At 41.9% G+C, this 15,615-nt stretch carries 12 protein-coding genes; 10 read left to right on the top strand and 2 right to left on the bottom strand.

Annotated elements, in window-relative coordinates; all coding sequences use genetic code 11:
- The first annotated feature begins 274 nt into the window (after positions 1–274).
- The 9 genes from KCG35_RS17255 (at position 275) to KCG35_RS17215 (ending at position 12,201) form a co-directional block, all read left to right on the top strand.
- Entirely contained in the window at positions 275–499 is a 225-nt protein-coding gene (locus tag KCG35_RS17255; protein WP_094785683.1) for a helix-turn-helix domain-containing protein, read from the top strand.
- Between the two features lie 9 nt (positions 500–508).
- Positions 509–2,947, top strand: a complete 2,439-nt coding sequence (locus tag KCG35_RS17250) for a type I restriction-modification system subunit M (protein WP_215821037.1) — start codon at positions 509–511, stop codon at positions 2,945–2,947.
- Entirely contained in the window at positions 2,944–3,987 is a 1,044-nt protein-coding gene (locus tag KCG35_RS17245; protein ID WP_215821036.1) for a PDDEXK nuclease domain-containing protein, read from the top strand. The genes KCG35_RS17250 and KCG35_RS17245 overlap by 4 nt, the downstream gene beginning before the upstream one ends.
- Positions 3,980–5,314 carry a restriction endonuclease subunit S gene (locus KCG35_RS17240; RefSeq protein WP_215821035.1) on the top strand — a complete coding sequence of 445 codons (1,335 nt, stop codon included), beginning with the start codon at positions 3,980–3,982 and terminating at the stop codon, positions 5,312–5,314. Before KCG35_RS17245 ends, KCG35_RS17240 begins: the two co-directional genes overlap by 8 nt.
- Before the next feature lie 2 nt (positions 5,315–5,316).
- Positions 5,317–5,499 carry a DUF4433 domain-containing protein gene (locus tag KCG35_RS17235; RefSeq protein WP_215821034.1) on the top strand — a complete coding sequence of 61 codons (183 nt, stop codon included), beginning with the start codon at positions 5,317–5,319 and terminating at the stop codon, positions 5,497–5,499.
- The gene (darG, locus tag KCG35_RS17230) at positions 5,499–6,563 is read left to right on the top strand and encodes a type II toxin-antitoxin system antitoxin DNA ADP-ribosyl glycohydrolase DarG (RefSeq protein ID WP_215821033.1); all 1,065 of its coding nucleotides are present in this window, start codon (positions 5,499–5,501) and stop codon (positions 6,561–6,563) included. The genes KCG35_RS17235 and darG overlap by 1 nt, the downstream gene beginning before the upstream one ends.
- Positions 6,564–7,047: 484 nt before the next feature.
- Positions 7,048–10,140, top strand: a complete 3,093-nt coding sequence (locus KCG35_RS17225; RefSeq protein WP_215821032.1) for a type I restriction endonuclease subunit R — start codon at positions 7,048–7,050, stop codon at positions 10,138–10,140.
- A complete protein-coding gene (locus KCG35_RS17220; protein WP_215821031.1) occupies positions 10,140–10,853 on the top strand; it encodes a M48 family metallopeptidase in 714 nt (237 codons plus the stop codon). The genes KCG35_RS17225 and KCG35_RS17220 overlap by 1 nt, the downstream gene beginning before the upstream one ends.
- Positions 10,854–11,202: 349 nt before the next feature.
- Entirely contained in the window at positions 11,203–12,201 is a 999-nt protein-coding gene (locus tag KCG35_RS17215) for a YecA family protein (protein ID WP_215821030.1), read from the top strand.
- An 88-nt stretch (positions 12,202–12,289) separates the two neighbouring features.
- Here the strand turns inward: KCG35_RS17215 and KCG35_RS17210 are convergent, their stop codons facing one another.
- Together KCG35_RS17210 and KCG35_RS17205 are read right to left on the bottom strand one after the other, a co-directional pair.
- Positions 12,290–13,477, bottom strand: coding sequence for a J domain-containing protein (locus KCG35_RS17210; RefSeq protein ID WP_215821029.1), 1,188 nt, complete (start codon positions 13,475–13,477; stop codon positions 12,290–12,292).
- Between the two features lie 249 nt (positions 13,478–13,726).
- Complete coding sequence (locus KCG35_RS17205) at positions 13,727–14,596, bottom strand: YicC/YloC family endoribonuclease (protein WP_215821028.1); 870 nt, start codon at positions 14,594–14,596, stop codon at positions 13,727–13,729.
- A 280-nt stretch (positions 14,597–14,876) separates the two neighbouring features.
- Here KCG35_RS17205 and rph point away from each other — a divergent pair, with 280 nt between their 5' ends.
- The gene (rph, locus tag KCG35_RS17200) at positions 14,877–15,611 is read left to right on the top strand and encodes a ribonuclease PH (RefSeq protein ID WP_215821041.1); all 735 of its coding nucleotides are present in this window, start codon (positions 14,877–14,879) and stop codon (positions 15,609–15,611) included.
- Positions 15,612–15,615: the final 4 nt, after the last annotated feature.

Raw genomic sequence — 15,615 nt, 5'->3', positions numbered from 1 at the left:
CTGAGCACGGCGCAATGAACACCTGTTGTATTTAGTGCTAATGGTAGTTGGGCGTCAGTAGCAACAAGGCTGGGAGGTGCTGTACTCATACACACACTGATTTAAATGGAAGCAATTGAGTGTTTCATTAATTTGGTGGTTAAAAAATGGGCAAACTATTTCATTTAAACTCAAATAATTTGTAAAAAAGATAAAATCTGGTAGGGTTCAGCCAAATCATTTCTAACTGTACCCACGAGAGTATAGACCCTACTTAATGTTTCGGAGCACTAGCATGATTCGCTGCCATTTAGCCCGTTTGATGGGTGAACACAAAATGCGTATTAGTGATGTTATCCGAGAGACAGGCCTTAGCCGAAACACGCTAACGCTAATGTATAAAGAGACTGCTCAAAAAGTGGATCTAGATGCATTGGATAAGCTGTGTGAGCTGTTTGGTTGTGAAGTACATGAATTGTTAGAGCGCGTTTCAGAAAAGAACAGCATGCAAGTGAATTAAGGAATCCAAATGGCGATTAAAAAAACTGAACTTTATTCTTCACTTTGGGCAAGCTGTGATGAGCTGCGTGGTGGTATGGATGCGAGTCAATACAAAGACTATGTATTGACCATGTTGTTTATGAAATATGTGTCGGATAAATACAAAGGTGACCCCTATGGCATGATCGTCATACCCCAAGGTGCCAGCTTCAACGATATGGTAGCCTTGAAAGGGGATACAGAAATTGGCGATAAAATCAATAAAATCATCAGCGCCCTGGCAGAAGAAAACGACCTTAAAGGTGTAATTGATGTAGCTGACTTCAACGATGAAGATAGGCTGGGCAAAGGCAAGGAAATGGTCGATCGCCTGTCTAAGCTGGTAGGAATTTTTGAAGGCTTGGATTTATCAGCTAACCGTGCTGATGGGGATGATCTGTTAGGTGATGCTTATGAATACTTGATGCGCCATTTTGCCACTGAGTCGGGCAAGTCTAAAGGGCAGTTTTATACGCCTTCCGAAGTCTCTCGAATTTTATCTAAAGTAATTGGTATTAACGACAATACACCACAAGATGCCACAGTATATGACCCCACCTGTGGCTCAGGCTCATTGTTGTTAAAAGCGAGTGATGAAGCTCCCCGTGGCCTGTCGATTTTTGGTCAAGAGATGGATTATGCCACTAGCGCATTGGCGCGAATGAATATGATCCTACACAACAATGCTACGGCCAAGATTTGGAAAGGTAACACTATTTCCGACCCTCAGTGGAAAGATGCTAATGGTAAGCTGAAAACCTTTGACTTTGCTGTAGCTAATCCGCCATTTTCCAACAAAAATTGGACCAGTGGTATTAACCCAACAAAAGATGAATTTGAGCGTTTTATTTGGGGTATTCCACCAGAGAAAAATGGCGACTATGCTTTTTTATTGCATATTATTAAAAGCCTGAAAAGTACTGGTAAGGGAGCAGTGATTTTACCTCATGGTGTCTTATTTCGTGGCAATGCTGAAGCGCGTATTCGTGAAAACCTGATTAAGCAAGGTTACATCAAAGGTATTATTGGCTTGCCTGCCAACCTGTTTTACGGCACTGGTATTCCAGCTTGTATTATCGTTGTTGATAAAGCTGAGGCAAATAAAAGAGACGCGATATTTATGGTAGATGCCAGCAAAGGCTTTATGAAAGATGGCAACAAAAATCGCCTACGCAGTCAGGATATTCACAAAATAGTGGATGTATTTACCAAGCAGTTAGCATTGCCTCGATATAGTCGTATGGTACCTTTTAGTGAAATTGCCGCTAACGATTATAATCTGAATATCCCACGTTATATTGATTCCAGCGAGCCAGAAGATTTACACGACTTAAGTGCTCATTTACAGGGGGGAATTCCTAATCGTGATATTGATGCCTTGGAAAAATACTGGAAAGTATTTCCTGCCCTGCGAGCGGAGCTGTTTGCTGATGGTCGACCGGGTTACAGCAAAAGCTTGATCGAAGCCAGTCAGGTCAAAAATGCAATTTTAAATCACCCTGAATTCCGTACGTTTGCTGCGCAAAGCTTGCAACCGTTCACTGCTTGGCGAAAGCGAGCTGCACTTAAGAACATTGAACAAGGTGAACAGCCTAAAGCCATAATTTACCGTATTAGTGAAAATCTGCTACAAAGCTATGTCGATACTCTATTGCTAAGTAAGTACGATATTTATCAAATTCTCATGGACTATTGGGCAGAAGAAATGCAGGACGATGTCTATGTGCTGGTTCAAGATGGTTGGCAAGCAGGCAAAATGCTACGCGAGCTGGTGGCGAAAAAAGGTGAAAAGCTAAAAGAAACACCAGATCTAATTATTAATAAAACCAAATATAAAGCCGAGCTTATTCCTCCGGCATTAATTGCGGCTAACTATTTTTCTGATGAGCATAGCGAGCTGGATGAATTACAAGGGCAACTTGACTCGGCGACCCAAGCGTTAGAGAGCTTTATTGAGGAAAATGCTTCTTCTGGCGCCAGTGGTAGTGAAGAAGGCCTGTTAAATGAAGCCTTGAATGACAAAGATAAGGTTACTAAAGCCACTGTCACTGCCCGATTAAAAGGTGTGATCGACCCTGAAGAAAAAGCAGTGCTTAAACAAGCCAAAAAATTGTTTGATGCTGAAGCGGCAGCCAAAAAAGCTCTGAAATCAGCACAAGAAGCGCTGGATTTGGCTGTGTTTAAACAGTATTCACAATTAAGTGAAACGGATATTAAGTCCCTGATTGTGGACGATAAGTGGATGGCCACCTTAAAAACCAATATCGAAGCCGAAATTGAGCGCGTGACTCAACAACTAGCTAACCGGGTAAAAGAACTGGAAGAACGCTACGCCGAACCATTACCCGCAATTACGATATCTGTCGAACAGTTGAGCGATAAAGTTGCAGGCCATCTTAAAACCATGGGCTTGGAGTGGGCGTTATGAGTAAACTAGCCAATACGTTGTCCAGCCTTGTACAGGCGATTGCTCAACATATTGAGCAGGCCCGGACTGAAGTACGTCGTACAGTTAATAGTGCGATGGTACAAAGCTACTGGGAGGTTGGCCGTTTGATCGTTGACCATGAACAGCAAGGTCAGCAGCGCGCTGAATACGGAAAGCAGCAGTTGCAAAACCTATCACAGCAACTCACTGAGCGGTTAGGTAAAGGCTTTGACGTTACCAATTTGCGTAATATGCGCCGTTTTTATTTGGCGTTTCCAATTCGGGAGACAGTGTCTCTCGAATTGAGCTGGTCTCATTACAACCGGCTGGCCAGAATCGAAAACCAAAATGCCCGTGAGTGGTATCTGAGGGAGTCTGTATCACAAAATTGGAGTGTACGAGCCTTAGAGCGGCAAATTAGTAAGCTTTATTATGAGCGCTTATTGGCCAGCCAGGATAAAGCTGCAGTTGAAGCGGAAGCCAAACAATACACAACACCATTAGCTGAAAAAGCTAAAGATTATTTGCGTGACCCCTATATTCTGGATTTTCTGAACCTTCAAGATAAAACTTATCAGGAAAGTGAGCTAGAGCAGGCCATTATTTCTAACCTGCAACAGTTTTTACTGGAGCTGGGCAAAGGGTTTGCCTTTGTTGAACGGCAACAGCGTATTCGTTTTGAGGATGAAGATTTTTATATTGATCTAGTGTTTTACAACTTTAAATTAAAGTGTTTTTTATTGGTGGATTTAAAACTGGGCAAACTTAAACATCAAGATATAGGACAAATGGATACCTATGTACGGCTGTATGACGAGCAACATAAAAGTGTTGATGACAACCCTACTATAGGCCTGGTGTTGTGTAGTGAGAAAAGTGAAGCGGTCGTGCAATACTCAGTACTGGCAGATCAAAAACAACTGTTTGCCGCAAAATACCTTCCTTATTTGCCAAGTGAAGAGGAGCTTAAGCGTGAATTAGAGCGTGAACGAGCGAAAGCAGTAGCCCAACTGGCACATAAGGAGACAGGCGATGAGTAGTGAAGTGCTAGAGGCAGAAGTTGCGCCTGAATATCTGGTTGAAGCTGAGGCTGACGAGAGTGGTGTGCCTGCTGGGTATAAGCAGACGGAAGTGGGGGTGATACCAGAGGATTGGGAGGTTTGCGAGCTTCAAGATGCTGTCGAGTTCCTAGATGGTTTACGTAGGCCGATTAAATCTGGTGATCGGGCAAAAATTAGTGGCATATACCCATATTATGGTGCATCGGGAGTTGTTGACTATGTGAATGACTACATTTTTGATGATGAGTTAATCTTGCTAGGTGAAGATGGCGAGAACATCCTTAGCAGAAATTTACCTCTTGCTTTCAGAGTCTCAGGGAAAATATGGGTTAATAATCATGCCCATGTTATGAAGCCAAAATCTCACTTTGATATAGGTTATCTGACAGAGTTTTTAGAATGCTTAGATTACTCCTTGCTGAACTCAGGTACTGCGCAACCAAAATTAAATAAGCAAACTTGTTTAAAAATAAAAGTTGCTAGACCAAGCCAAAAAGAACAAACTGCCATCGCCAACGCCTTATCCGATGTAGATACACTAATCTGCAAGCTAGAAAAACTAATTGCCAAAAAACAGGCTATCAAAACAGCAACCATGCAACAACTGCTTACCGGTCGCACTCGCTTACCCCAATTTGCACTGCACGAAGATGGCTCAAAAAAGGGCTATAAGCAAAGTGAGTTGGGGGAGATTCCTGAGGATTGGGAGGTTAGAGCTTTTGGAGAGTTAATTGAATCGTCAATCCAACGTAAGTCAAAGAGGTCATTTGATTATGTTACATTTGTTGGAATGCAAGATGTGACGGAAAATGCACAGCTAGTTAACCAAACTATTATTCAATACGAAAAGGTTAAAAGTGGCTTTACTTACTTTGAAAAGGGAGATGTCTTAGTAGCGAAAATCACCCCTTGTTTTGAAAACGGTAAAGGTTGCCATACAGAATTTTTAGAAACTGATATTGGTTTTGGAAGCACAGAGTTTCATGTATTGAGGGCGACTGTCTTGTCAGATTCAAAGTTCATCTACTTTTGGACTACGAGAAACAGTGTTAGAACTGCTCTTGAATCGGAAATGGTTGGTAGTGCTGGGCACCGTAGGGTTCCATTTGCAGCCGTTCAGGACTATCAAATTCCATGTCCAGGTAAAAAAGAACAAACCGCCATCGCCACTATCCTCTCCGATATGGACAAAGAGATTCAGGCACTGGATCAACGCCTTGCTAAAACCCGACAGATTAAGCAGGGTATGATGCAGGAATTATTAACAGGGAAAACACGGTTGGTTATGCCTAATCAGAGCATTTGAATATGGCTTACGATTACAGCAAAACGCTGAATCCACAAAAAGCCCTGATCTGGCGTATAGTTCACCACGATAATATTTTCTGGATTTTGGATAACGGTTTGCATTGTGGGAACAGTACTATGCAGGCCGCCAACTGGGTGCATATTGGTAACCCAGAGCTGATCCGAGAAGAGTGGTACTTCTGATGATTCATTACACACAAGGCAATTTGCTGGATGCAGACGTTGAAGCATTGGTGAACACTGTCAATACCGTGGGTGTGATGGGGAAAGGTATTGCGCTAATGTTTAAGGAGCGCTTTCCAGAAAATATGCAGGCCTATGCTAAAGCTTGTAAGTTAGGTGAAGTCGTGGTTGGGAGGATGTTCATTACTCAAACGAATGAGTTGATGGGGCCAAAGTGGATTGTTAACTTTCCAACCAAGCAGCATTGGCGTGCAAAATCGCAAATGAGCTGGATTGAATCAGGCTTACTGGATTTACGTCAGTTTATTGTGGAAAGTCAGGTTAATTCTATCGCTATCCCGCCACTGGGTGCTGGTAATGGTGGCTTAGATTGGCAACAGGTGAAGCCTAAAATTGAGCATGCATTAGGGGACTTAAGTGCGGATATTCTGATTTATGAACCAACAACGCAATACCAGAATGTCAGAAAAACCTCTGGGGTAAAAAAACTAACTCCTGCCCGTGCCATGATTGTAGAGTTGGTGCGGCGTTATTGGATTTTAGGCATGGAGTGCAGCTTATTAGAAATTCAAAAGCTGGCTTGGTTTTTACAACGGGCGATAGATTCTCAAGGTATAGAAGACCCATTAAAACTTAACTTTGCGGCAAATTACTATGGCCCATATGCTAGCAATTTAACACACCTGCTTAATGGGCTTGATGGCAGTTATCTTAAAGCTGACAGACGTATTCCTGATAGTGATCCACTGGATGTGATTGCTTTTAACGATAGTAAAAAAGACTATGTTCAAGCCTATCTTAACAGTGAGGCGAAGGGTTTTTTGCCTGCGCTTGAAAAGGCCAGTGAGGTGATTGATGGTTTTGAATCGCCTTTTGGGATGGAGTTGTTGTCAACAGTGGACTGGTTATTAGTGAATGAAGGTTGTGAACCAACCTTGACTTCAATTAAGGACGGTATTGCACGTTGGCCTGCGGGGAAAAAATGGGCAGAGCGTAAACTTAAGCTGTTTGATGATCGATGTCTACAGCTTGCCATCGAGCGTATAAAAAAGGCTGCACTGTAAATGCTGTCAGTACTACGAACACATTACTTTAGTCAGAAGTACTGACAAAACTCCCTGGTCTTAGACGCCTTAATTCACTTCGAACTCGCCGTTAATCCTTCCCTGGAGGCTCAGCTGCCGCTTCCTTGCGGCAGATGGTTCTGCGTGAATCAAGACAGCTTCTGATATTGACACATATACATCAAATTTAGTACTTAATTGATAGCTTGTTTATGCGTTGTAGGAGGTTGCTTTGTGGAACATGTACCGAGAGTACAACAACTCACGTTTAACCAAGGAAGCAGTGAGGGCTGACTTGAAAAAATGCTCTATGTCGTGTTTTAAATAATTTACTTGACCGTTGCTTGACTCAAAGGCCTGTTAGAGTGATGCTGAATATGTATCTATATGATTTTAAAGTGAAAAATTAATTTCATTTACTTGATCGGTACTTGACTGGGTGTTAAACGGCTCTAAATAAGTGACTGTAGATAAGGAACAATGAATGGGAAGTGTAGGCCAGCGCGAGCGGTTAACTCAAAATCGAGTCGTGAAGTTTTTCCAAAGCGAACTAGGTTATCGCTATTTGGGCGATTGGAAAGACGAGCAGCGTACGAATCCCATTGAAGAGAAGTTGCTAAAGCCGTGGCTGGTAAAACAGGGTATCACTAAAGCGCTGATTACCCGTGCTATTCGTCAGTTGGATACGGCCGCAGCCTTAGGTGAGGGTAAAACGCTTTATTATGCCAATAAAGATGTCTATTGTTTGCTGCGCTATGGGGTGAAGGAAAAAGATGGTGCAGGCGAACAAAACCAGACGGTGTGGCTAATCGATTGGCAAAACCCAGAAGCCAATGATTTTGCCATTGCTGAAGAAGTCTCTATTAAAGGTGAAAATAAAAAACGCCCAGATATTGTTTTGTATGTGAATGGTATTGCGCTGGGCATTATAGAATTAAAGCGTTCATCAGTTTCGGTATCTGAAGGAATCCGCCAGAATTTAGATAGCCAAAAGAAGGATTTTATACGAAATTTCTTTACCACCATGCAGTTGGTGATGGCGGGTAATGATACCCAAGGGCTACGTTATGGGACCATTGAAACACCAGAAAAGTATTACTTGGAATGGAAAGAAAATATAGACACTCCCTATGAAAGTAAGCTGGAATTTCACCTAAGCCGAATATGTAACAAGCAGCGATTGTTACAAATTATCCACGATTTTATTGTATTTGATGCAGGCACCAAGAAAACCTGTCGCCATAATCAGTTTTTTGGGGTTGAAGCCGCTCAGCAATATGTAGATAAGCGTGAGGGAGGCATTATTTGGCATACCCAAGGTTCAGGTAAAAGCTTGACCATGGTGTGGTTGGCGAAGTGGATAAGGGAAAATGTTAAAGACAGCCGCGTATTGATTGTGACGGATCGAACTGAGCTGGATGATCAAATTAAAAAGGTATTTTCGGGCGTTGACGAAGATATTTACCGTTCTAAAAGTGGGGCTGATCTGATTGCAACACTGGATCAACATAACCCCTGGCTGATTTGTTCGCTTGTGCATAAGTTTGGTAGTCAGACTGAAGCTGAAAATGATGCAGTCACGCAAGCTTTTATTGATGATCTGAAAACAACCATATCGTCCAGTTTTAAAGCTAAGGGTAATTTATTTGTGTTTGTTGATGAGTGTCACCGAACGCAGTCGGGTAAATTACATGAAGCGATGAAGACTATTTTACCTGATGCAATGTTTATTGGTTTTACGGGTACCCCCCTTTTGAAAAAGGATAAAAAGAAGTCGGTTGAAGTATTTGGTCATTATATACATACCTATAAATTTGATGAAGCCGTTGCTGATGGCGTGATACTGGACTTGCGTTATGAAGCGCGAGATATCGACCAGCATATTACTTCACAAAAAAGGGTGGATGACTGGTTTGAGGCGAAAACCGTAGGATTATCACGAATTGCTAAAACGCAGTTAAAACAAAAGTGGGGCACAATGCAAAAGGTGCTCTCTAGTAAATCCCGCTTGCAGCAGATTGTTAATGATATTTTGTTAGATATGGATACTAAGCCTCGCTTGATGGATGGACGTGGTAATGCAATGTTTGTGTGCTCCAGCGTCTATCAAGCTTGTAAAGCTTATGAGATGTTTAGCCAAACTGAGTTAGCCGGCAAGGTGGCTATTATCACGAGCTTTAAGCCAACAGCAGCCAGTATTAAAGGTGAAGAAACAGGAGAGGGGATGACTGAAAAACTCTTCAAATACGATACCTACCGTAAGATGCTTGCTGATTTTTTTGAGCAACCAGAAGATCAGGCTGCCAGCCGAGTAGAAGAGTTTGAACAAGTGGTTAAGCAGCGCTTTGTTGAAGAACCAGGACAGATGCGCTTGCTTATAGTGGTTGATAAATTACTGACGGGTTTTGATGCCCCCTCAGCCTCGTACCTTTATATTGATAAAAAAATGGCAGATCATAATTTGTTCCAAGCGATTTGTCGTGTGAATCGACTGGATGGTGAGGATAAAGAATACGGTTATATCATCGATTACAAAGATTTGTTTAGATCTCTGGATAAAGCTGTTTCTGACTATACGCAGGGAGCTTTTAGTGACTACGAAAAAGAAGATGTGGCAGGTTTATTGAAAGATCGATTGGAACAGGCTAAAGACGATCTTAATAATGCATTAGAAATGGTCCGAGCCTTATGTGAACCTGTAAAAGCACCACGAAATACAGAAGATTATATTCATTATTTTTGTGGAGTGTCTGGTGCTAACCACGATGAACTTACGGAAAAAGAAGCATTACGCTTAGCGCTTTATCAAAACGTAGCCAAGTTACTAAGAGCTTTTGCCAATATTGCTAATGAATTACCTGATGCGGGTTATTCCGAGCAGGATATTGAAGCGGTCCGTAGTGATGTTGTTTATTATGAGAAAGTGCGTGATGAAGTGAAGCTGGCCAGTGGTGACTTAGTGGACATGAAGCGCTTTGAACCTGCTATGCGCCATTTGCTGGATATGTATATCCGTGCCGACGATAGTGAAGTGCTGATGGATTTTGAAGAGCTTGGTTTGATTGAGTTGATTGTTGAAAAAGGGGAAGCAGCAGTAGATTCGTTACCCAAGAATATCCGAAAAAATAAAGATGCTATGGCAGAAACTATCGAAAACAATGTGCGTAAAATCATTATCGATAAGAATCCAGTGAACCCGATATATTACGAAAAAATGTCGGTATTATTGGATGAATTAATTGAGCAGCGCAGGCAAAAGGCTCTTCAGTATCAAGCATACCTTGAAGCGATTCGTGAGCTGTCAGAACAAGTCATTCGTCCAGAGCATTCTTATTCGGATTACCCTTGTTCAATGGATAGCGATGCTAAGCGGGCATTTTACGACAACTTTGGTAAAGATGAGGTGCTTGCCACTAAAATTGATAGTGCCATTCGCTATACTAAAAAGGCAGACTGGGTCGGTGACCGGTTTAAAGAGCGTGAGCTTGCTCATGCGATTCTTAAAGAAACGGCGGATTACGATCTGGATATCCAGCGTGTTATAGCGTTAGCTAAGGAGCAGAAAGAGTACCACTAATGGCGTTGATTCAAATTGGAACGGTTGAGTTACAGCTGAATCGTAAGGCTATCAAGAATCTACATATCAGCGTGTTACCACCTGAGGGACTCGTTCGTGTGTCTGCGCCTGAGTCGATGACAGATACGGCTATTCGGATGGCAGTGATTAGTCGTATACCTTGGATTAAAAAGCAACAGAGTGACTTCCTCAATCAACCCAGACAATCTAAGCGAGAGATGGTCAGTGGGGAATGTCACTATCTGTGGGGTAAACGCTACCGTTTGAATGTTATAGAACATAATGGTTCTCATCAGGTTAAAGTGGGTGGGGGGAAGATTCACCTTTATATAAAACAAAATACTCCTTTTGAGAAAAAAACATTACTGTTGTCGGAGTATTATCGCTTTGCCTTGAAAGAACACATTAAAAAGCAATTAGTGTATTGGCAAAAGGAAATCGACGTCCCTCTAAAATCCTGGGGGGTGAAAAAAATGAAAACCAAATGGGGAAGCTGCAACACAGAAGCAAAGCGCATTTGGTTAAATTTAGAATTAGTAAAAAAACCACCTGAGTGTCTGGAGTATATTTTGGTGCATGAGCTTGTTCATTTGCTTGAGCGTAAGCATAACGAGCAGTTCAAAGCTTATATGGACAAATATTTACCGAATTGGCGAGAGCGACGTGACTTGTTGAACAGCATACCATTAGCGCATAATGACTGGTCCTATTAACTGCGCACCTTTTCTCTAGCTATACCCAATACGAATGGTTTTTAGGTGCGGCCATCGAGTGACGAAGCCCCATGAGCCTATATTAATAGGTGATTGGGGTGAGGAGTGAAGATAACAAAACCTAGAAATCATTCGTGAAGGGTATATTCTGAATGAATCCTTTAGTAGGGTTTGTAGTGCTTTTCTAACAGTAATCTTTACAATAACTCCTTACCTATTAGTTTTAGTGCGTTAAATTACATTTATTTCATTTAATTTGCAGAGCTTGTTTATAAGCAGCGCAGTTGTAAAATTTAATAGCCAGCTTGTTTCATATAGCAAATATTGGAGCCAATAAGAGAAAGGTAAAATGAAAATTGGACGTAATGATCCTTGCCCTTGTGGCAGTGGCAAAAAATATAAGCGCTGTTGTATGGATGCAGTTTCAAAACAGCATTCAGAAATTGCTGATGATATTTCACAAGCCATTGCTATGAATCCGACGTTGACAGAGGATGAGTTAAACCGCTTAGCTCAGCAAAAAATAGTAGAGCGTAATAATCGCTCCATTGATGATTTTTGTGGTTTGTCGCCGACACAAATGTCGAATTGGCTCTATGCTCCCTTTAATGAACTAACTGACGTTAAGATAAGTGTACCTAGTGATTTGTCGGCTAGCCCTGTTATGCGTTATTTATCTGTGATACTGGATGCGATGGTGGAGCAGGGAGGTTCAATTAAAGCAACAGCGAAAGGCAACTTACCGGCTAAGTTAGTGCAGCAAGCGAGCGCCTTACTGCCTGAATTTGCCGTGGCCGAATTTGAGACCATGCTCAGCATCAGTGATTATACTGGAAGTAACGAAGATAAATTTAAGGCTTTGCATTATACCCGTGTGTTGGCCGAGTTAGCGGGCATTATTAACTTTGAGCGTGGTCGGTTTCACCTGGGTGATGGAATACTAAAACAATATCAGCAGCAAGGGGTAGCAGGTTTCTTTATGCCTCTTCTAGAAACCGTAGTTGAACAGTATAACTGGGGATATTTGGATGGTTGGTCTGATGATGTAAGCCTAAAATCATTTTGGTTGTTTATGCTCTGGCGATTGCTATCACATGGTTCATTGGAACGCTTAATTAAAGACGTTGAAACTGCGTTTCCCGATTTAGTTAAACAGGTACCAAAGAGCAAGTATCGTTCTCAGCAAGATCAATTAGGCGTGTTGATAGAGGTTCGTTTTATTGAAAATTTTTTGCAGTTTTGGGGCTTTGTGACCATGGACCCGAAAAGAGTTCTTAATGGTGAGCCAGTGTCGCCTAAAATAGCCATTTTGCCGCTGTTGACACAGAGTTTTAAGTTTTTGGTTTAGCTATGTTCTCAGCGAAGTATTAATGGTGCTCTGGGAAGCAATTGTTTTTAGACGACAACTATGTTGGTGTAGGAGGCTAAGCTAAAAACTAACCAAAAATTTCATCTGCAAACAGCTCATACAGAGATTCCTGGTTTAACCGGTTGCGAAGCGCGACCTGCATTGCTTTGACTGTTTTTAACTCAGCGATTTCCTGTTCTAATTGCTCTGCTTGGTCACCAAGATAGGATGCATACTCGGTAATGTTTTTTTCTCTTAAATATTTATTGCCGCCACCAAATTTTTGCCATGCTTGGCTTTGTATATCTGATCCTTGCTGTAGCTGATAATAGGCTTGATTAAGTTGAGTAATTTTATCTTGTAGTGCTGCCTGTAAACCAGTAAAGGTTTGTTTATCAAGCTTGAACTCAAAGTCGGGTAGATGTGTTTGAGCTAGTATGATCATCGCAACAGTATCTTTTTCTTTTTTAGCCTGGGAGAGTTGTTGCATTAAGATTTTTTTCTGCTCTTTTTTTTCAGGGTTAAGCTCTTTGTCGGGATGAAAGCGATTGGCAAGTTGTCGATAAAGCTTAGTGATTTCTTTGTCTTTAAAAAAAGCAAGTCCTTTCTCTGAGGTAGGTTGATGCCTCTGTTCCGAAAATCTATTGTTAAAGTGTTCATTATCAAATGTATCCCAGTCGATATCTTCATGTGCTTCATCATCAAATGCATGAGGATCTTCTTGCATATACGTTTCAATGAAATTTTTTAAGGCACTGGGCTCTTTCAGTAAATCTGTAAGCTCTTCATCACTGATCTGGAAGGCTTTTTTGCCTATGAAATCTGCGAGTTCTTCCCGTAAGTAGCTGAATTCTTCAGCATCAAAAGTGAGTTGTTGTAAAGGTTTGTGGGTGAAGTTGAGTACTGTTTGATGAAAGTCTTCACGAAGTGGATCTGTACTGAATTGGCGAAATGGATTAGCTTCCAATGTGCTTAGCTCTTCTTCAATCCAGGCATAAAGCATTTCACGCTGTGAGCCTTTTATGGTTTTGCGTGACACAAATGTTAATAAGTGGCGGATATACTTTTCCATTGCAACGCAGAGGCCTTGCTCTAACGTTTGCACGTGTTCTTTAAATTCATCAAAGAAGTCAGCTAACTTTTTTTCATAACGAAGATTCCTTGCCTGCTTTTTCTCTATCTCACTCCATAAGTTCTGAAGCTTTTTCCACTCTTTGCTGGTAGCAGTTTTGCTAGCTGATTTAGTCGCAATATCTGTAATAGTTAATGTTGTCATTAGCACGATCTTTTTGGGCTGGAATGTGGCTTATGGACTTTATCAAAATGGTGTAGGAAAAAGGCAATCAATTAGCCTGTCAATGCCATTTGTTTGTGCCTTATCGACGTAATTAATAGACATAAACATGTTAAGCAAGATTTAGACCATTCCTTTAATAGGCAAAAACAAAAAAGCCCTGCATTTATTTTATTTAATCAGCCGAGCTTTTTTGTAAACTGTCATAGATTCAGTTATTAAATATAAAAATTACTCAATATTTTGTACTTGCTCGCGGATTTGTTCGATAAGCACTTTGAGATTTACGGCACTTTGTGTTGCTGAGGTGCTGATGGATTTTGAGGCGAGGGTATTGGCTTCGCGATTCATTTCCTGCATGAGAAAATCTAATCTACGACCAATGGCGCCTTTTTGTTTTTTGAAAGTGTGTTGCACTTCAGTAACGTGAGTTTGTAGACGATCCATTTCTTCATCAACATCGGCACGTTGGGTGATCATGACCATTTCTTGTTCAAGCCGAGTGGGGTCTAATTCAAGTTTGAGCTCTTCAAAACGCTGCAGAATTTTTTGCCGTTGCTGCTCCAGAATTTCAGGCATCGCTTGTCGTACATTGGTAACTTCTTCGCTAATAGAGGCTAGCCGTTGTTCGATATGTTGTTGTAATTCTTTGCCTTCACGTTGGCGGTGCTCAACCAGTTGCTTTAGGGCTGCTTCAAAGTGAGTGAGCAGCGTTTGCTTCATGGTGTCCCGATCCACTTCATTGGCTTGAATTACGCCGGGCCATTGTAAAACGCCCAATATATCGACAGGTTGCACGTTGTTGAACATGGGGGCAAGGCGGCTACAGGTATTGGCGAGCTTTTCGGCTAAGGCTTCATTAACAGTAAATTCTTCAAGTAAGCCTGGAGCGATTTCATAGCGTAACTGACATTCCAGTTTGCCGCGAGAAACAAATTTACGGATGCGCTCACGCAAGGCAAATTCCAAATCACGAAAACCTTCTGGCAGCCTGAAGTGTGGCTCTAGAAAACGATGGTTGACTGAGCGTATTTCCCAACTCAAGGTGCCCCATGATTCTTGTGCTTCAAATCGGGCAAAGGCTGTCATGCTGCATGTCATGTATGATTTCCCAAATGTACTGTTGAGTGAATAGGGATAACCTATTGGCAGAAAAGTATTTGAGCGAACAGTTTATACCAATAAGGTTGCTGTAAATGGGTTGTTGATTGTACCTTAGCATAATCCCTTCGCGAATTACTCTCAGATCAATCTTTTAGGTATCCGTTAGGTGATGGCTTATTAATCGAAGTGTGTGGATTGATAGCTATAATGCGAAGCCGCCATTGCAAGGTATATAATGCCTGGTAATCACATCTTACCGTTTAAACAAGGAAACACTATGCGTCCAAGTGGTAGAACTCCAGATCAGCTTCGTGAAGTGACCATTACCCGAAACTATACCAAGCATGCTGAAGGTTCTGTGTTAGTAAGCTTTGGTGATACCAAGGTTATCTGTACTGCGACAGTAGAAGAAAATGTGCCTCGCTTTTTGAAAGGTGCAGGTAAAGGCTGGGTAACAGCCGAGTATGGCATGTTACCTCGTTCTACTGGTGAGCGTATGGCACGTGAAGCAGCACGAGGCAAGCAAGGGGGGCGTACCCTGGAAATTCAACGTCTGATTGGACGTTCATTAAGAGCGGCTGTAGACCTTACTAAGTTGGGTGAGCGCACAATATATGTAGACTGTGATGTGATTCAGGCTGATGGTGGTACACGTACGGCATCCATTACTGGCGCTATGGTGGCTTTAATTGATGCATTGCAAACACTGCAACAAAAGAAACTGCTTACCACTGATCCGCTGTTACACTTTGTAGCGGCTGTTTCTGTTGGCGTTTATCAGGGCGTAGCTGTGCTTGATTTAGATTATGCTGAAGATTCAAATGCGCAAACTGATATGAATGTGGTGATGAATGAAGAGGGTGGCTTGATTGAAGTTCAGGGGACTGCGGAGGATGCTGCATTCTCTCGTCAGGAAATGAACCAAATGTTGGATTTGGCAGAGACAGGTATTCAACAGTTGATTGCTTGTCAGCGTGACGCGCTTGAAGGGGCGTTTATGCCTCAGCAGTAATAGC

Source organism: Zooshikella harenae (assembly GCF_018837975.1).
Taxonomy (GTDB): domain Bacteria; phylum Pseudomonadota; class Gammaproteobacteria; order Pseudomonadales; family Zooshikellaceae; genus Zooshikella; species Zooshikella harenae.
This window is presented reverse-complemented; position numbering and strand designations above follow the sequence as displayed.